Annotated in this window: 19 protein-coding genes and 3 tRNA genes; 14 read left to right on the top strand and 8 right to left on the bottom strand. The window is 63.3% G+C overall.

Annotated elements, in window-relative coordinates:
* Positions 1–6: 6 nt before the first annotated feature.
* Entirely contained in the window at positions 7–828 is an 822-nt protein-coding gene (locus tag ACT7DK_RS05305) for a CheR family methyltransferase (RefSeq protein WP_445397036.1), read from the bottom strand.
* A 19-nt stretch (positions 829–847) separates the two neighbouring features.
* Entirely contained in the window at positions 848–1,762 is a 915-nt protein-coding gene (locus tag ACT7DK_RS05300; protein ID WP_445397034.1) for a chemotaxis protein CheV, read from the bottom strand.
* Between the two features lie 125 nt (positions 1,763–1,887).
* Between ACT7DK_RS05300 and flgA the strand changes: the two genes are divergently transcribed.
* From flgA to ACT7DK_RS05285, 3 genes are all read left to right on the top strand, one after another.
* Entirely contained in the window at positions 1,888–2,637 is a 750-nt protein-coding gene (flgA, locus tag ACT7DK_RS05295) for a flagellar basal body P-ring formation chaperone FlgA (RefSeq protein WP_445397032.1), read from the top strand.
* Positions 2,638–2,708: 71 nt separating this feature from the next.
* The gene (gene flgM / locus ACT7DK_RS05290) at positions 2,709–3,032 is read left to right on the top strand and encodes a flagellar biosynthesis anti-sigma factor FlgM (protein WP_445397030.1); all 324 of its coding nucleotides are present in this window, start codon (positions 2,709–2,711) and stop codon (positions 3,030–3,032) included.
* Positions 3,029–3,442, top strand: a complete 414-nt coding sequence (locus ACT7DK_RS05285) for a flagella synthesis protein FlgN (protein ID WP_445397028.1) — start codon at positions 3,029–3,031, stop codon at positions 3,440–3,442. The genes flgM and ACT7DK_RS05285 overlap by 4 nt, the downstream gene beginning before the upstream one ends.
* 50 nt (positions 3,443–3,492) lie before the next feature.
* Here the strand turns inward: ACT7DK_RS05285 and ACT7DK_RS05280 are convergent, their stop codons facing one another.
* Positions 3,493–3,903, bottom strand: coding sequence for an LPP20 family lipoprotein (locus tag ACT7DK_RS05280; RefSeq protein ID WP_445397026.1), 411 nt, complete (start codon positions 3,901–3,903; stop codon positions 3,493–3,495).
* A complete protein-coding gene (locus ACT7DK_RS05275) occupies positions 3,893–4,633 on the bottom strand; it encodes a FlgO family outer membrane protein (protein ID WP_445397024.1) in 741 nt (246 codons plus the stop codon). Before ACT7DK_RS05275 ends, ACT7DK_RS05280 begins: the two co-directional genes overlap by 11 nt.
* Before the next feature lie 167 nt (positions 4,634–4,800).
* Here ACT7DK_RS05275 and ACT7DK_RS05270 point away from each other — a divergent pair, with 167 nt between their 5' ends.
* The 3 genes from ACT7DK_RS05270 to ACT7DK_RS05260 all read left to right on the top strand — a co-directional run bounded on the left by ACT7DK_RS05270 (position 4,801) and on the right by ACT7DK_RS05260 (position 6,999).
* Entirely contained in the window at positions 4,801–5,934 is a 1,134-nt protein-coding gene (locus tag ACT7DK_RS05270; RefSeq protein ID WP_445397022.1) for a flagellar assembly protein T N-terminal domain-containing protein, read from the top strand.
* Between the two features lie 77 nt (positions 5,935–6,011).
* A tRNA-Arg gene (locus ACT7DK_RS05265) sits at positions 6,012–6,087 on the top strand.
* A gap of 81 nt (positions 6,088–6,168) precedes the next feature.
* Entirely contained in the window at positions 6,169–6,999 is an 831-nt protein-coding gene (locus ACT7DK_RS05260) for an SDR family oxidoreductase (RefSeq protein WP_445397020.1), read from the top strand.
* Positions 7,000–7,242: 243 nt separating this feature from the next.
* Here ACT7DK_RS05260 and ACT7DK_RS05255 read toward each other — a convergent pair whose 3' ends face one another.
* Positions 7,243–7,578: a DUF1904 family protein gene (locus ACT7DK_RS05255; RefSeq protein WP_445397018.1), complete on the bottom strand. Its 336-nt coding sequence runs from the start codon at positions 7,576–7,578 to the stop codon at positions 7,243–7,245.
* Between the two features lie 75 nt (positions 7,579–7,653).
* On the opposite strand from ACT7DK_RS05255, the gene ACT7DK_RS05250 reads away from it, so the two are divergent.
* The 6 genes from ACT7DK_RS05250 to ACT7DK_RS05225 all read left to right on the top strand — a co-directional run bounded on the left by ACT7DK_RS05250 (position 7,654) and on the right by ACT7DK_RS05225 (position 12,556).
* Positions 7,654–8,511: a TraB/GumN family protein gene (locus ACT7DK_RS05250; RefSeq protein WP_445397016.1), complete on the top strand. Its 858-nt coding sequence runs from the start codon at positions 7,654–7,656 to the stop codon at positions 8,509–8,511.
* Between the two features lie 69 nt (positions 8,512–8,580).
* The gene (locus ACT7DK_RS05245) at positions 8,581–8,721 is read left to right on the top strand and encodes a DUF3149 domain-containing protein (protein ID WP_445397014.1); all 141 of its coding nucleotides are present in this window, start codon (positions 8,581–8,583) and stop codon (positions 8,719–8,721) included.
* A gap of 113 nt (positions 8,722–8,834) precedes the next feature.
* Complete coding sequence (gene smrA, locus ACT7DK_RS05240; RefSeq protein WP_445397012.1) at positions 8,835–9,416, top strand: DNA endonuclease SmrA; 582 nt, start codon at positions 8,835–8,837, stop codon at positions 9,414–9,416.
* A gap of 21 nt (positions 9,417–9,437) precedes the next feature.
* Complete coding sequence (locus ACT7DK_RS05235; protein WP_445397010.1) at positions 9,438–10,913, top strand: carboxypeptidase M32; 1,476 nt, start codon at positions 9,438–9,440, stop codon at positions 10,911–10,913.
* Positions 10,914–10,977: 64 nt separating this feature from the next.
* On the top strand, positions 10,978–11,355 hold the full coding sequence (locus ACT7DK_RS05230; protein WP_445397008.1) for a thiol-disulfide oxidoreductase DCC family protein: 378 nt from the start codon (positions 10,978–10,980) through the stop codon (positions 11,353–11,355).
* A 118-nt stretch (positions 11,356–11,473) separates the two neighbouring features.
* Positions 11,474–12,556 (top strand): ketoacyl-ACP synthase III, encoded by a 1,083-nt coding sequence (locus ACT7DK_RS05225; RefSeq protein ID WP_445397006.1) that lies wholly within the window; start codon positions 11,474–11,476, stop codon positions 12,554–12,556.
* A gap of 144 nt (positions 12,557–12,700) precedes the next feature.
* Here the strand turns inward: ACT7DK_RS05225 and ACT7DK_RS05220 are convergent, their stop codons facing one another.
* Positions 12,701–13,177, bottom strand: a complete 477-nt coding sequence (locus tag ACT7DK_RS05220) for a VC2046/SO_2500 family protein (RefSeq protein ID WP_445397004.1) — start codon at positions 13,175–13,177, stop codon at positions 12,701–12,703.
* 123 nt (positions 13,178–13,300) lie between these two features.
* On the opposite strand from ACT7DK_RS05220, the gene ACT7DK_RS05215 reads away from it, so the two are divergent.
* Positions 13,301–13,385 (top strand) — tRNA-Tyr (locus ACT7DK_RS05215).
* A 52-nt stretch (positions 13,386–13,437) separates the two neighbouring features.
* Positions 13,438–13,522: transfer RNA gene (locus tag ACT7DK_RS05210), tRNA-Tyr, on the top strand.
* A 194-nt stretch (positions 13,523–13,716) separates the two neighbouring features.
* Here ACT7DK_RS05210 and ACT7DK_RS05205 read toward each other — a convergent pair.
* The gene (locus ACT7DK_RS05205) at positions 13,717–14,196 is read right to left on the bottom strand and encodes a phosphatidylglycerophosphatase A family protein (protein WP_445397002.1); all 480 of its coding nucleotides are present in this window, start codon (positions 14,194–14,196) and stop codon (positions 13,717–13,719) included.
* On the bottom strand, positions 14,197–15,162 hold the full coding sequence (gene thiL, locus ACT7DK_RS05200) for a thiamine-phosphate kinase (RefSeq protein ID WP_445397000.1): 966 nt from the start codon (positions 15,160–15,162) through the stop codon (positions 14,197–14,199).
* Between the last annotated feature and the right edge of the window lie 45 nt (positions 15,163–15,207).

Genomic DNA, 15,207 nt, shown 5'->3' with positions numbered 1-15,207 from the left:
CCAGAGTTATTTGAGACGATAAATAATCCCCGGGCTGCAGCGGATCATCTCGAACTTGTCGGACAGCCCGGTCAGGGACTCGGAGGCGCCCAACAGCAGATAGCCCCCCGGGTTAAGGGCGCCGGCGAACTGGTTGAGGATCTTGGACTTGTTCTCGGGAGAGAAGTAAATCAGCACGTTACGGCAAAAAATAAGGTCGAACTTGCCCAGTGCCCCATAACCGTCGAGCAGGTTGAAGGAGCGGAAATTGACCATGTTGCGCACCCTGGGCTGCAACTGCATCTTGCCGTCGGCCAGGGGGGTGAAGAACTGGCCGCGCCGTTCGAGCGACAGGCCGCGCGCCAGGGACAGGCTGTCGTACACCCCCGCCTTGCACAGCTCCAGCATGTTGCTGGAGATGTCGGTGGCAAGAATTTGCAGCCCCGGCAAGGAACCCGGCCGCCGGGCCTGGTATTCCAGCGCCGTCATGGCGATGGAATAGGGCTCCTGCCCGGAAGAGCAGGCGGCCGACCAGATTTTCAGGCTCTTGCCCGGCTTGGCCAGTTCGGGAAACAGGCGCTCGGCCAGCAGAGCAAAGGGATAGACATCACGGAACCACAGGGTTTCATTGGTGGTCATGGCATCGATCACCGCCGTTTTCAGCTCCCGCTCCCGCACCGACATGGCCCGGGTAAGGAGTTCTCCGAGCGATTCTATCTGGAAGCGGGTCAACAGCGGCGATAACCGGCTTTTCACCAGGTATTGCTTGCTGTCACCCAGGACGATGCCGGTATTGGCTTCGAGAAACTGACAGAATGTCCGGTATTGCTCGTCGGTGAAAGTTTTCATCCGCAGAATTCACGCCTCGTCACAGAGCACTCTTAACGGCAGAAGCCAACTCATCGGGATGGAACTTGGCGATAAAGTTGTTCGCCCCCACTTTTTCCACCAGGGCTTTATTGAACACCCCGCTCAGGGAGGTGTGCAGTATCACGTGCAGATCCTTGAGCTTGGGATCGTTGCGGATCTCGGCGGTCAGGGTATAGCCGTCCATCTCCGGCATTTCGACGTCGGAAATCACCATCGCCAACTGTTCGGTGATGGCGCCCTTGGCGGCCATTTCCCGGAGCTTGTTCAGGGCCAGCTTGCCGTTTTCGGTGACGATGCATTCCAGCCCCAGGGTTTCCATGGCCCGCTGGATCTGGCGACGGGCAACCGAGGAATCATCGGCGATCAATATGGGCTTGTGATGGCCGGCATCCAGATGGGAGATCTGCTCGACGATATCGGCGTTCACCTTGGTGTTGGCCGGTGATATTTCATCCAGAATTTTTTCCACGTCGAGGATTTCCACCAGCTCGCCGTCGATCTCGGTCACCGCCGTCATATAGTTGAAGCGGCCCGCGCCCTTGGGCGGCGGCAGTATGGATTCCCAGTTGACGTTGATGATGCGCTCGACGGAATTCACCAGGAAGCCCTGCACCGAACGGTTGTATTCGGAGATGATGGCGAAACAGTTTTCGGTTTGCTCGGTGGGCCGGCTGCCCATCGCCTTGCTGAGATCGATAATGGAAATGGTCTGGCCACGGATATTGGCCACGCCCTTGATCACCGGGTGGCGCTGGGGCAGGGCCGTCAGGGCCGGGCACTGCAATACTTCCTTGACCTTGAACACATTGATGCCAAATCTTTGACGCCCATTCAGCTTGAACAGGAGCAACTCCAGCCGGTTCTGACCGACCAGCTGTGTCCTTTGGTTTACCGAATCGAGTATTCCTGCCATTCCCACTCTCCATTTTTATCAATGGCATATTTTATGCTTGCATCTGTGCCGTGTTAGCTTAACACCCCCCTGGGGGAAGCGCCACCTGTGGCCAGCTTACGTTCTTTATCGGCGACGAGGTAGTGATGCTTAAGATAATTTTTCCGCTCTTAGAAGCCTGGTCACACTTGGCAGCGCTGGCCAAGGGCAAGGCCCTGCCCGGGATCGGGCTTGCCTTTCTGGCCCTGGCCCTGCCGCCGGTCCAGGCCCAGGGCAGCCTGCACGACGGTGTCCGCCTCTATGCCGAGGACTATGTACGGGATCTGGTGCCCTTACAAGAAGGTGACAGGATCGAGGTGAACGCGGCCAGCATCGACACCCGCCTGCCCCTGACCGAGTGCCTGGGCAAACTGACCGCCGACATCCGCGGTGCCGGTGAAATACGGCGCAATACCCATGTTTATCTGCAATGTCACGAGCAACCCGGGTGGGAATTGTTCGTGCCGGTTCGGGTGAGGATCCTCAAGCCGGTGGTGATTGCCGCCGAGCCCATCGCCCGGAACACCCTGTTGCAGGCACAGCACCTCAGCCTGGATTACCAGGATGAAGTGTTGTTGCGTGGCGATGTGTTCAATAATCCCAACGAGCTTATCGGTACCCGTAGCAAGCGGGATCTGCGTCCCGGCCAGCCGGTGCTCGGCAGTCAGTTGTGCGTCGTCTGCAAGGGAGACAAGGTCACCATTCTGGCCCAGTCGGGCGGCCTGATGATCCGAACCGAAGGACTGGCGCAGGAGGACGGCTCCTTCAACGACAGCATACGGATACGCAACATCAATTCCGGCCGCGAGATCCAGGCGCAGGTCACGGCCTCGGGCCAGGTTCAGGTCAGGTTGTAATTTCTGCTAAAGTTATGGCTGCTGTGGCCGATACCCAGGCTAAGCAGCAGCGATATCAGGATTTCAGTATTATGGCTATCGATAAAATATCCCCCGGCCTCGCCGGCAATGCCCAGCCGGTGGGTGGCAACAAGTTCAAGGCCTCGGGGTCCGGCGGTGAAAAGCAGCCGCAAGGCGCCCCCCCGGTCGGCCAGGACTCGGTCAGCCTGACCCCGGAAGCCCAGCGTCTCAGCAAGATGCAGCAATCCCTGGCCACGACGCCGCTCCCGGACAACAGCGCCCGGCTGGAAGCATTGAAAAAGGCCATCAACGACGGCAGCTACCAGGTCGATAGCGAACGCCTGGCCGCCAACATTTCCCGCTTCGAACAGGATATAGAGACCCTCTATCGATGACCCTTGATGCGCTGCTGAATCATCAAAAGTCACAGCTCGAGCTCCTGCTGGAAATCACCGGCCAGGAGCTTGAGCTGATCGTCAAACGCAAGGCCCTGGAGCTGCCCCCGCTGACCGAGCGCAAGGAAGCGTTGCTGCTCGAGATCCAGGCCATCGACGGCCAGTTGGCCAGCCACCCCGACCGGGACCAGCTCGGCCACCGGCACGCCGGAGCAGTGACCGAGCTCCGGGAGCTGCTCCATCGTTGCCAGGAAAAAAACCAGGTGGCCGAGCAACTGCTGGAGCAGTCCCTCGCCGGCATCCGGCAGCTGACCAACATATTGAGCCGGCTGCACGAACGCCAGAGCATGACCTACGACCAGAAAGGCCATACCAAGGGCATCAACAAGGGTGCCGGCTTCAAGGTCTGAACCGCGGAGAGGGGCCGCTCAGCCCCGCTCCCGGACTATCTCACCACCGCTCACTGCCCCCGCCGCAGGCGCTGATAAAACGCCAGATCCAGCTCCAGCTCGGTGACATAGACGTCGCCGTCGGGGTAGCTGTTCACCACCCTGGCCCCCCGCACTATGCCCCGGCTGCTGCTGCTGACGGTGCCATCCTGCAGCACATGACCGTTCAGCTGGCTGGAGCTGGAGGTCATCACCCCGCTCAACTGCTCGGTCAGCTCCCGGTAGGCATCGAGCTTGGAGGCCCGCATGGCATAGAGCAGCTTCTGTTGGTAGTCGGCGGGTTGTTGCAGGCTGATGGGGGCATAGCCCACCGCGTAGACATGGTTCTTCCTGGCCGGCACGTCCTGGTTGCCATGGCCACCCTGGGACCCGCTGCACGCGGTCAGGGTCAGCAGCAGCACGGCGCAGAGTTTACTTCGCATAACGACTCCTTTGTTCCGGCGTGATCACCACCGCGGGTCCCCGGGCCTCCTGCATGGAAGCCACCAGATATTCGGGAATGAACTGCTGAGCGCCGGCTATCAGGCTGTTGTCCCCCATGGACAGGAGCCGGGCGTTGACCAGGCGTCCCCCCATGGTCTCGCTGATGGTGCCCTGAAGCAGGTAACGGGCACCGATACGGGAACTCAACTGGCGATAATCACGGCTGGTGCTGACATCCCCCTGGGGGGTAATGCGGATAAAAGGCAGGGTCTTGAAATCAACCACCCGCAAGCCGTACTGGTTTAGCTGGAACATCATGCTCTCCGCCACCAGCCGGCCGAATTCGTCCTGGGAGCGATAGTCTTCCTGACTGACGAAACCACTCACCGCTATGCCGGACTGGGCATCCAGGCCATGGGCACTGGCCACCAGGCGGTAGGCCAGGGCCGACAGGTGCTGTTGCAGTTGAGTCTGGCCACCGACCAGCGAGGGGCCGGCGGCGGGCAGGTAGGCGCTGCGATTGCCGGCACTCATGCGCATGGGCACCCCGTCCTGGCTGTGCCGGGGCGAACGGGCCGGTGCCGGTACCGGTCCCAGCGGCTTTTGGCTGATATGGTGGGAAGCATGCTCATGGGGCAGTACATGAGTCTGACCGTCGAACCGCGGCTGCTCTCTCCCCGAACAAGCCGACAGTCCCAACGCGGTCAGCAGCAACAGTGCTCTTGTCATTAACGGGTTCCCCAAACATCTCGCTGGACAGTTCATCGGCCCAGTGGATGAAAACTTTAATCATGGTCAAGATGGCATCAGGCAGGATTTTTGCATAATCCTTGCCAATTGTTGCCGGTGAGGCATGTTTTTTAACGGCTGTCCGCCCATTCATACAGGAACACACAGTGCTGCGACACCTCATCTTGCCCCTGTTATTCTTGCATCCGCTCACCGGCCTGGCCGACTGGTATCAGGCCGAGGGCTCGGCCCCGCTCAGCCTGGGCGAGGACAGCGCCCGCCAGCAGGCCCTGGAGCAGGCCCTGGCCGATACCCTGCTGCAGGCCGGCGCCTCCCTCACTACGGTACAATCGGTGAACAACGGCATGTTTTCCGGCCAGCGGCTGGATATTGCCGCCCAGGGCGAACTGATGGACTACCTGATCCTGAACGAACGCCGCGCCCAGGGTCGGCTGTGGCTGACCGTCAGGGCCGATATCTGGCCCAACCAGGACGTGCAACCCCAGTGCGTCGGCCGTTACCGTCCGGGCCTCACCCTGAGCACCCTGCCCTTGTCGCATCCCGAGCAGGGGCAGATAGGCCGGATCTACGAGCTGGGCGACGCGGTCACCCAACGCCTGGCCCAACGCCTCGGCAGCAGCGTCAATCTTATGACGCAGTTGCCCCATCAACTGACCACGGACCCCCGGCTGCCACGCAGCCCCGGCCTGCGCCAGGGCGGCGACATCCTGGCCCGACAGCAGCAATCCCGGTTGTTGCTGAGCGGCGTCATCGAAGACATCAGCATGAACGACGGCAACTGGGTGGATTGGCGCTTCAGGGAGCAGCCCCGCCAGTTTCAACTGTCGGTCACCCTGGAAGACGGCCTCACCGGCGAAACCCTGCTGCAACAGCGCTACCAGGCTCAGTCGCCCTGGACTTTCAAGAAACACGCCAAGGTCGATGTGTACGAACAGGGTTTCTGGCAGTCCGCCTACGGCCAGGCGGTAGACCAGTTGCTCGCCCGCGTCGCCCGGGATCTGGTACAGGCCCAGTCGTGCATGAAGGCGGTGGGCAACATATTGCAGCAGTCGGAAGAAGGCATACTGATGGATCTCGGCCGCCAGGCCGGTATCCAGGTGGGGGATCGCTTCACCCTGGTTCATCGCCGTCAGCTGCAGCCCGGCTACTACAGCGAAACCTCGGCCCAGGCCCAGTTCGTGGTGAGCCAGAGCCATCCGGACTACAGCCTGTTGATCCCGGCGGACGGCGCGGCGCGACAGGTACGGGTGGGACCGGGTGATATCCTGACCCAACGCTGAACCGGGTGCCGATTTTCTGCGCATTCGCGCTGGCGCCCGGTTCTCATCCCGGACAGAGTTATATATACTCGCCGCACGCTCTCATAGCTCAACAGGATAGAGCACCCGCCTCCTAAGCGGGCGATCCAGGTTCGAGTCCTGGTGGGGGCGCCATGTCGCGTTTTTATTCATCCCTTTCTTGCACCGGCTTGCCGCAAGCGGCAGAGTAATGACCTCATTACTCAGGAGCCATTTATGTCCAAAGCTGTTCTGATCACCGGCTGCTCGTCCGGCATCGGCCATTGCGCCGCCCACTACCTTCATCAACAGGGGTTCAGGGTCGTCGCCTCCGCCCGCAAGGCGGAGGATGTGGCACGCCTGAAGGAAGAAGGGCTGGCGGCCGTGTTGCTGGATCTGGCCGACGAAGGCAGCATCGATGCCGGCCTGGAGCAGGCCCTGGCACTCACCGGCGGTACCCTGTACGGCCTGTTCAACAATGGCGCCTATGGCCAGCCCGGCGCACTCGAGGATCTGCCCACCGAGGCCCTGCGGCAACAGTTCAACACCAACCTGTTCGGCACCCATCATCTCACCCGGCGGGTATTGCCGCTGATGCTGGCCGCCGACGAGGGGCGCATCATCCAGAACAGTTCGGTGCTGGGACTGGTGGCCATGCAGTTCCGGGGCGCCTACAACGCCACCAAGTTCGCCCTGGAAGGCTACACCGACACCCTGCGCCTGGAGCTTGCGGGCACAGGGGTGCATGTCAGCCTGCTGGAACCCGGCCCCATCGAGACCCGCTTCCGTGCCAACGCCCGGGACGCCTTCCTGCGCCATGTCGATCCGGAGCAGAGCCGGCACCGGCAAGGCTACCGGCAAACGCTTGCCAGGCTGGAAAAACCCGGACCCAGCTCCCGCTACAGCCTGCCGGCGGAGGCCTGCCTGCCGCCGCTGCTGCACGCCCTGACCAGCGCCAGACCCAAGACCCGCTATCCGGTAACCCGGGCCACCCTGATGATGAGTTGGCTACGCCGCCTGTTGAGCGACCGGGCGCTGGATCGGATGATGCTGAAGGCGGGTGGCTGACGCAGCTGCCTTACGCCCGCTGTTTAGTTGTCGTCTTCTCCGCGAAGGCGGAGAACCATGACAGTTTGCACTGGACTCCCGCCTGCGCGGGAGTGACGGCATAAAACGCGGGAGTGACACCAGCTCCGTCATGCCCGCGAAGGCGGGCATCCAGGGCAGAGTGCACCAGCCCGGACCACGGCGCCGGGTCTGCAGACACGCATGGACTCCCGCCTGCGCGGGAGTGACCACAGAGTAATGCCATTAGCCGAAATGACTGCCGTTTTCGTAATAGTTACGCCCTTCCAGCCGGGTGAAGACCACGCCGATGTCCAGCTCTTCCCCTACCTTGGCCCGCAGGGCCTCGGTGATGGCGGCGGCCACCCGGTCCTGCACCTCGATGGGACGCTCAAACCAGAACACCTCGACGAAAGGATAGCCGTTGATCACATGCCCCTGCTGCACGAACTCGGCGGGGATGAATTCCAGGGTAAAATGCTCCTTGGGGCTGCCCGCCAGCGGTGCCAGCGTATCCACCAGAGACTTGCTGACTTGTTTTACCGTTTCCCGGGACAGGCCGCGAAAACGCAAATGAGGCATAACCATTTCCTTTTCTAGAATGAAGAACCACCACGGCATCATAATCAAAGCCGACAGACAAAACAGCGGGGACCCATGAAAATTTTCTGGCAGTTACTGTTATGGCTCTGGTGCGGCCAGAGCCTGGCCGCACCGGCCCTCTGGTCGGCCAGCAAGGAGGGGCAGCGGCTGTGGCTGTTCGGCTCCATCCATATCGCCGACGAGCGACTGGCCGAGTTGCCGCCGGCACTGCTGCAAGCGCTGGACGACACCGAACTGCTGCTGCTGGAAGTGGATCCCGGCGAGCTCACCCCCGCCGCGCTGGCCCCCTTTCTGCGCATGCCGACCGGAGACGACTGGACGGAACGACTGGGTCCCGGCCTGTCCGCCGAGCTCGACGCCGCCGTCGAACTGGCCGGCTTGCCCCAGCTAAGGCCGCTCCCGCCCTGGTTTGCCGCCCTGCAGCTGACCCAGGCCAGGGCCATGGCCCTGGGCTTTGCCGGCGAGCAGGGGGTGGACATGCAGATGCTGGCCCGTGCCCGGGCCCGGCAGATCCCGGTCGCCGGCCTGGAGTCGCCCAGCACCGTCTTCGGCCTGCTGGCCTCGCTGCCCGAGCGGCGGCTCGAAGCCGACTTCGTCCGCCATACCCTGGACGAACTGAAGGACATGCAACGCCACCTGGATCGGCTGCTCGACACCTGGCTCAGCGGGGACGAAGCGGCCCTGCGGGCACTCCTGCAAGAAGAGGCGGGCGCCGGGCTCAGGGCCTTCATCGAGCAGGAACTGTTGCTGTCCCGCAACCGGCTGTGGCTGGAGCGGCTCGCCCGCCTGAATCCACCCAAGGCGCTGCTGGTGGTGGGCGCCCTGCACCTCTACGGTGAACACGGCCTGCTCAGCCTGTTGGAGCAGGCCGGCTATACCCTCAATAAAATCGAGGATAAGACGCTTTATTGATCAGGATCAGCATGGCTCCCTGCCGGCCCGCTAAGATGACCTCATAGCGCCGAGACAAGGAGATGACTGATGGAATTCTGGCTTGATTTGATGTTTGGCAGCGATGTCGGCTTGATGTCCATGCTCGTCATTATCGCCACCACGCTGCTGATCAGCTTCTACGCCGGCTACTTTATCTACAAGGTAAAGAAGGCCTCCCCCCAGGAATAGTAACGGTTTAACAACGGTGGGCCCCGACCTCCTCCTCCCCCGGGGTCTGCCGTTTCCCCTTTTGCTCAACTTGCTTATACTGCGGCTATCCCTGTTGTTAAGGAGCCGCTGCCATGCCTGCTTCCGAATGGTCTTCCTTTCTCGGTGAGCTGGAGGGGTTGACCCCGCTCCGGCAGGACACCCGAGTCTCCGTTACCCGCCCCGGCCAGGATGCCGACAGTCTGCGGGCCCGGCGTGCCGCCGCCGAAACGGCGCAGATCGCCGCCAGCCCTTATCTGTCGCTGGAAAGCGTTACCCTGCTCAAACCCGACGACCTCGTGGTCTACAAGAAGGACGGAGTGCAGGAGGGCGTATTCAGGAAACTGCGGCTGGGCAAGTATCCCTGCGAGGCCCGTCTCGACCTGCATAACCATACGGTGGAGCAGGCCCGCCGCGCCCTGCTCGACTTTATTCGCGACTGCCTGCGTCTGGAGCTTCGCTCCGTGGTGGTGGTGCACGGCAAGGGGGAACGCAGCCAGCCCCAGGCCCTGCTGAAAAGCTACGTTTCCGGCTGGCTACCACAATTGCCGGAGGTGCTGGCCTGCCACAGCACCCTGCGCGCCCACGGCGGCAGCGGCGGCCTTTATGTGCTGCTGCGCAAGAGCGAGCGGGCCAAGCAGGAAACCCGCGAGCGTCATCAAAGCCGGCTCGGCTGAATCTTCACAAGGAAAACCGTCATGTCCTACACCAAGCTGGTGGAGCACTTCGAACAACTTCATCATCTGCAACACCTGGGCGCCATTTGCGGCTGGGATCAGGCCACCATGATGCCGGTAGGCGGCAACGAAGCCAGGGCCGAAGCCCTGGGCACCCTGGCGGTGCTCTGCCACCGCCAGCTGCAGGACGAGCGCCTGTCCGACTGGCTCGCCGCCGCCGAGGAGGCAGCACTGACGCCGGAGCAGAATATCAGCCTGGGAGAAATGCGGCGGGCCTGGCGCGACGCCAACATGCTGCCGGCCGATCTGGTCCGCGCGCGTTCCCTCGCCGGCTCCCGCTGCGAGCATGCCTGGCGCAGCCTGCGCCCGGCCAACGACTGGGCCGGCTTTTTGCCCCTGTTCGAGGAGGTACTCAACCTGTCTCGCCAGGCCGCCGCCGCCCGGGCCGAGGCGCTGGGCCTGTCCCGCTACGACAGCCTGCTGGAGCAGTATGAGCCCGGCATGCGCAGCCGACAGCTCGACAGCCTGTTCGGCGACCTCAGTGGCTGGTTGCCGGCCCTGATCCGGCAGGTACAGGACAAACAGCGCCATGAGCGGGTACGGGTGCCCACCGGCCCCTTCCCCATCGCCCAACAAAAGGCGCTGGGACTGGAGGTCATGGCGCTGCTCGGCTTCGACTTCGCTCACGGCCGGCTGGACGTGAGCGCCCACCCCTTCTGCGGCGGGGTCGGCGAAGACGTCCGGCTCACCACCCGCTACGACGAGCAGGACGTCACCCAGGCCCTGATGGGCATCATCCACGAGACCGGCCATGCCCGCTACGAGCAGGGCCTGCCGGCGGCCTGGCGCAAGCTGCCGGCGGGCCAGGCCAGATCCATGGGCGTGCACGAGTCCCAGAGCCTGTTCTTCGAGATGCAGCTGGCACGCCACCCGGCCTTTCTCGTCCGCCTGGCTCCCCTGCTGGAGCGGCACTTCGGCGCCCAGCCAGCCTTCGCCCCGGACAACCTGGCCCGGCTCTACAGCCGGGTTATGCCCGGCCTCATTCGGGTGGACGCGGACGAGGTCACCTATCCGGCCCATGTGATGCTGCGCTACGAGATAGAGCGGGAGCTGATCGAAGGCCGCATGGAAGCCCGGGACCTGCCCGAACGCTGGGATCAGTTGATGCAGCAATACCTCGGCCTGTCCACGCGGGACAATCACAAGGACGGCTGCCTGCAGGACATCCACTGGACCGACGGCAGCTTCGGCTATTTTCCGAGCTATACCCTGGGCGCCATCTACGCCGCCCAGCAGGCGGCGGCCATGCAGCGGCAGTTGGGTCCGCTGGAACGGCTGATCACCGAGGATCTGCCCGCCGTCTTCGGCTGGCTGCGAGAGCACATCTGGCAGCACGCCAGCCTGCTGGAAACGGATACCCTGATCAGACAGGCCACTGGCCAGGCCCTGGACCCGGCGCCATTTAAGTCGCATCTGGAGCAGAGATATCTGGCCTGATTCGGCTACGCTTAAACGACAGGCCCGCATGGACGCGGCGCTTATTGCCCAGGAGGGCGCCTTGATGGATGGAAAAAAGCCCCGCCACCAACTGGTGGTGTTTTACGATGGCAGTTGCGAAAGTTGTGTCAAGGACAGGGTCCGCTACGAACGTTGGGCCGGCGCCGAGAATGACGATATTTACTGGTTCGATATCACCGGACGGGAAGACGTGCTGCTGAGCCTGGGGATCAGCCCGCAGAAGGCGCTGCGGGAGCTGCACATACAAACCGCGGAGGGGGAAGTCTTCTCGGAGCTGGATGCCTATATCCTGCTGATGAAGAGGATCCCCCGGCTCAGGCCCCTGGCCTGGCTGATCGGCCTGCCGGTGATCCGCCCCTGCCTGTCCTGGCTCTACCGCACCTGGGTCAAAAGGCGTCTGGCACGACAGGGGCGGCTGTGACGGTCCACTCCGCACCATGACCGAGCCGATACTCTAATCCTGTTACCATGACATGACACCCCGGGGTGGCTAGGGCATAATCGGCCCTATTCCTCTCTTACCGTTATATGGTTCCGCTATGCGTTATGCCAATATCACCGGTTGGGGCAAATGCCTGCCTCCCGCCGTACTGAGTAACGACGATCTCAGTACCTTCCTCGACACCTCCGACGACTGGATCCACAGCCGCACCGGCATCAAGGCGCGCCGTATCGCCCACGTCAACACCTCCGACCTGGCCGTGGTCGCCGCCCGCCATGCCCTGGCCGCCGCCGGCCTGGAAGCCGACCGGCTCGACGCCATCATCCTGGCCACCGCCAGCCCCGACAGCCTGGTGCCCAGCTCCGCCTCGGCGGTGCAGCAGGCCCTGGGAGCCGGCCGGGCCGCCGTGTTCGACATCAACGCCGCCTGTACCGGCTTCATCTACGGCCTGAGCGTGGGCAGCGCCCTGATCAAGGCCGGCAGCATGCAACGGGTGCTGGTGATCGGCGCCGAACGACTTACCCATTACCTGGACTGGACCCAAAGGGACACCGCCGTGTTGTTCGGCGACGGTGCCGGCGCCGTGGTGCTGGAAGCCGATGACAGCCCCCTCGGGCTCATCGCCGACAAGCTGGGCTGCGATGCGCAAGCCAGGGAGATACTGGCGGTGCCCGACTCCGGTACCAGCCGACGCCGTTTCGAGCATGTGGACGGCCTGTTCGAAGTCCATTTCGAGGGCAAGGAAATCTTCAAACGGGCGGTGAAAGGGATGGGGGATGCCGCTTCCTTCGTGCTGGAGCAGGCCGGAGCGAGCGAGCAGGACATCGATCTGCTGCTGCCCCACCAGGCCAATATCCGCATCATCGAGACCCTCGCCAGGAAGATGGCGTTGCCGGACGACAAGGTCATGGTCAATATCTGCCAGTACGGGAACACCTCCGCCGCCACCGTGCCCATCGCCCTGTGCGAAGCGCTGGAGCAGGGCCGCATCCAACCCGGCGCCCTGCTGCTCACCGCCGCCTTCGGTGCCGGCCTGACCTGGGGCGCCGGCCTGATCCGCTGGGGAGAACGGGTGACGCCCCTGGCCCGCTCCGATGCCGCCCTGCCGCCCTGCGAGCAGACGGCCCTGGAGCTGCTGGCACCGGCCATCGACGGCTGTCGCCGGGCCCACGGGGGCTGAACCAAGGAGATTGGGGATTGGGCAACAACTCCAATACCCCGGTCCCGCAGGTCCATTTCAATGGGCCATCCCGATCATGGCGCCGCGTTCCGGTCGCATAAATTCGCTCCTTGTCGCGCTCCCGCCGACCACGCAAAACCGGCGTCAGGCCATCGCCTTGACCGCTTCCAGCACTTCGAGCATGCGCGCCGGTTGCACCGGCAGCCGAACCTTGAGATCGCCGTCCAGCCGGGCCATGGTACGGGGGTTGAGGTTGGCGCTGACCTCCGCCGGCAAGGCCTGGTTGTCGGGCCGCAGCGGCTCTGCCCGCATCGCCAGCAGCAGTCGCAGACTGTCCTGCCGCAGGTCGCCGGCCAGGGCGGACAACTGGGGCGCCCGGATGACGTCGGCCGCTTCCGCATAGCAGGGATTGGGGGCCGGCAGATCGAAATGCTTCCGCCAGTCGGGTTCGCCCCGCTCGTCCGCCGGCTCCTCCAGCCGGGGCAGGTCCCGGGCGTCGTCCGACAGCAACGCCAGCAACAGCCCGAAATCCTCACGACGCCCCTGGTGGACCGCCTGGTTAAGGCGGTCACCGAGTTGGCTGTCATTGACGAGCAGGTTGGCGGAGATGTCTGGCTGCATAAAAAGTGCAAATATTAGGCATTTAAACGGTTATCGGCAGCAAGTCCCTTTAATTTAGTAAATTAATTGCCTCCAAGGGGTTCACAAAGCGATTCTTTTTGGTAGTATGCGCCCCACAAACGCGGAGGGGTTCCCGAGCGGCCAAAGGGATCAGACTGTAAATCTGACGGCTCAGCCTTCGCTGGTTCGAATCCAGCCCCCTCCACCATCTTTCAGCGTCGATGCCCCGGCATCGGCGGACAATACAACCGTTTACTCGTGGAGGGGTTCCCGAGTGGCCAAAGGGATCAGACTGTAAATCTGACGGCTCCGCCTTCACTGGTTCGAATCCAGTCCCCTCCACCACCTTTCAAGCCGGTGCACTGCACCGGCTTTTTTGTGTTCGCCACCTCCCGGGCATGGCGCCAACAAGCCGCTGCCTGCATCCAGCCCCGCCAGCCCTGGTCGCGCCTTTGTGCACGGGAACCATGCCCGGCGTCAATCCCGCCGGGCATGGACCGCAGACGGCTCCTGCCGTCCGACGTTATTGACGTGGCAGCCTATCGCAGGGCCGCCAGTCCCTGCAGGCAGGCCAGGGCGAACAGGCCGGCGATAACGTCGTCCAGCATGATGCCGACGCCGCCGTGTACCCGGCGGTCGAACCAGCGGATGGGCCAGGGCTTGACGATGTCGAAGAAGCGGAACAGCACAAAGCCCGCCAGGATCCACAAGGCACCCGCCGGCGCCGCTATCATGGTGATGCCGAAGCCGATGATCTCGTCCCACACGATGGCGCCATGATCGTGCCGGCCGATGGCGGTGGTCGCCGCCTCGCAGATTTTGATGCCGGCCACGAAGCCCAGCGCCAGCAACCCCAGATAGGCCCACAGCGGCAATCCCTGCACCAGCAGGTAGAGGGGAATGGCCGCCAGGGTGCCCATTGTGCCTGGCATCACCGGGCTCAGGCCGGAGCCGAAGCCCAGGGCCAGCAGGTGCAGCGGATTGGACAGCTTCAGCGCCGCCAGCTCGGGTTTTCTCATTCAGGTACTCCGGAAATGATCCCAGCTCTGGGCCTGCAACCGGTAGGGCTTGCCCCCGGCCTGTAGCTCCACGCCGGGCTCACCGGCCAGGATGCGGCCAACCCGGGTGAACTTGACCCCGCAGTGGGCCAGGGCCGTTTCCAGCTGGCCACGGTGGGTTTCCGGCACGGTAAAGCACAGCTCGTAGTCCTCGCCGCCGGTCAGGGCCAGCTCCCAGCCCCGCTCCTGGGAAACGGATGCCTTCATGGCCTCGCTCAGGGGCAGCTGCTCCAGCTCCAGCTGGGCACGCACCCCGGAGGCGGCGGTGATATGGGCCAGATCACCGGCCAGGCCGTCGGAGATATCCAGGGCGCTGGAGGCGATGTCGCGCAACGCCTGGCCGGCCAGGATACGGGGATGGGGATGTTCGAACTTGGTGCGCACAAAGTCCAGATGCGCCGGCGGCACCGCTATCTTGCCGAGCTGCTGCTGCAAGCCCAGCGCCGCGTCACCCAGGGTGCCGGTGACGTAGATACCGTCCCCTACCCGGGCGCCGCTGCGCCGCAGGCCCTTGCCCTCGGGCAGGGTGCCGTGCACTGTCACGGTGATCGACAAGGGTCCTTTGGTCATGTCACCGCCCACCAGGGCCACGTTGTAATATTCCGCCAGCTCGAAGAAACCGGCGCAAAAGCCTTTTATCCAGCCTTCGTCGACCGCGGGCAGGGTCAGTGCCAACGAGACCCAGCGCGGATCCGCGCCCATGGCCGCCAGATCCGAGAGGTTGACCGCCAGGGCCTTGTGGCCCAGGGCCACCGGATCCATGTCGGCGAAGAAATGCACCCCGGCAACCAGGGTATCCGTGCTCACCGCCAGCCAGGTCTGGGGCGGCACCTGCAGCAGGGCGCAGTCGTCCCCCGGCCCCATCAGCACGTCCTTGCGGCCGCTGTCGGCGGTAAAATAGTGTCTTATTATTTCAAATTCATTCATAGAAAATGAAAAGCCAGCGGCTGCTGGCTTTTTCCCGATGCTTGT

It is taken from the genome of Zobellella sp. An-6, assembly GCF_052487945.1.
The sequence above is the reverse complement of the archived record's forward strand: the minus strand, read 5'-3'. Positions and strand labels throughout refer to the sequence as shown.

What these genes read in the sequence shown, in the direction of transcription:
- ACT7DK_RS05300 (WP_445397034.1), bottom strand. Translation starts at nt 1,762, where the DNA reads ATGGCAGGAATACTCGATTCGGTAAACCAAAGGACACAGCTGGTCGGT.
- ACT7DK_RS05245 (WP_445397014.1), top strand. Translation starts at nt 8,581, where the DNA reads ATGGAATTCTGGCTTGATTTGATGTTTGGCAGCGATGTCGGCTTGATG.
- ACT7DK_RS05230 (WP_445397008.1), top strand. Translation starts at nt 10,978, where the DNA reads ATGGATGGAAAAAAGCCCCGCCACCAACTGGTGGTGTTTTACGATGGC.
- ACT7DK_RS05235 (WP_445397010.1), top strand. Translation starts at nt 9,438, where the DNA reads ATGTCCTACACCAAGCTGGTGGAGCACTTCGAACAACTTCATCATCTG.
- ACT7DK_RS05255 (WP_445397018.1), bottom strand. Translation starts at nt 7,578, where the DNA reads ATGCCTCATTTGCGTTTTCGCGGCCTGTCCCGGGAAACGGTAAAACAA.
- ACT7DK_RS05305 (WP_445397036.1), bottom strand. Translation starts at nt 828, where the DNA reads ATGAAAACTTTCACCGACGAGCAATACCGGACATTCTGTCAGTTTCTC.
- ACT7DK_RS05250 (WP_445397016.1), top strand. Translation starts at nt 7,654, where the DNA reads ATGAAAATTTTCTGGCAGTTACTGTTATGGCTCTGGTGCGGCCAGAGC.
- smrA (WP_445397012.1), top strand. Translation starts at nt 8,835, where the DNA reads ATGCCTGCTTCCGAATGGTCTTCCTTTCTCGGTGAGCTGGAGGGGTTG.
- thiL (WP_445397000.1), bottom strand. Translation starts at nt 15,162, where the DNA reads ATGAATGAATTTGAAATAATAAGACACTATTTTACCGCCGACAGCGGC.
- ACT7DK_RS05260 (WP_445397020.1), top strand. Translation starts at nt 6,169, where the DNA reads ATGTCCAAAGCTGTTCTGATCACCGGCTGCTCGTCCGGCATCGGCCAT.
- ACT7DK_RS05280 (WP_445397026.1), bottom strand. Translation starts at nt 3,903, where the DNA reads ATGCGAAGTAAACTCTGCGCCGTGCTGCTGCTGACCCTGACCGCGTGC.
- flgA (WP_445397032.1), top strand. Translation starts at nt 1,888, where the DNA reads ATGCTTAAGATAATTTTTCCGCTCTTAGAAGCCTGGTCACACTTGGCA.
- ACT7DK_RS05285 (WP_445397028.1), top strand. Translation starts at nt 3,029, where the DNA reads ATGACCCTTGATGCGCTGCTGAATCATCAAAAGTCACAGCTCGAGCTC.
- flgM (WP_445397030.1), top strand. Translation starts at nt 2,709, where the DNA reads ATGGCTATCGATAAAATATCCCCCGGCCTCGCCGGCAATGCCCAGCCG.
- ACT7DK_RS05205 (WP_445397002.1), bottom strand. Translation starts at nt 14,196, where the DNA reads ATGAGAAAACCCGAGCTGGCGGCGCTGAAGCTGTCCAATCCGCTGCAC.
- ACT7DK_RS05225 (WP_445397006.1), top strand. Translation starts at nt 11,474, where the DNA reads ATGCGTTATGCCAATATCACCGGTTGGGGCAAATGCCTGCCTCCCGCC.
- ACT7DK_RS05220 (WP_445397004.1), bottom strand. Translation starts at nt 13,177, where the DNA reads ATGCAGCCAGACATCTCCGCCAACCTGCTCGTCAATGACAGCCAACTC.
- ACT7DK_RS05275 (WP_445397024.1), bottom strand. Translation starts at nt 4,633, where the DNA reads ATGACAAGAGCACTGTTGCTGCTGACCGCGTTGGGACTGTCGGCTTGT.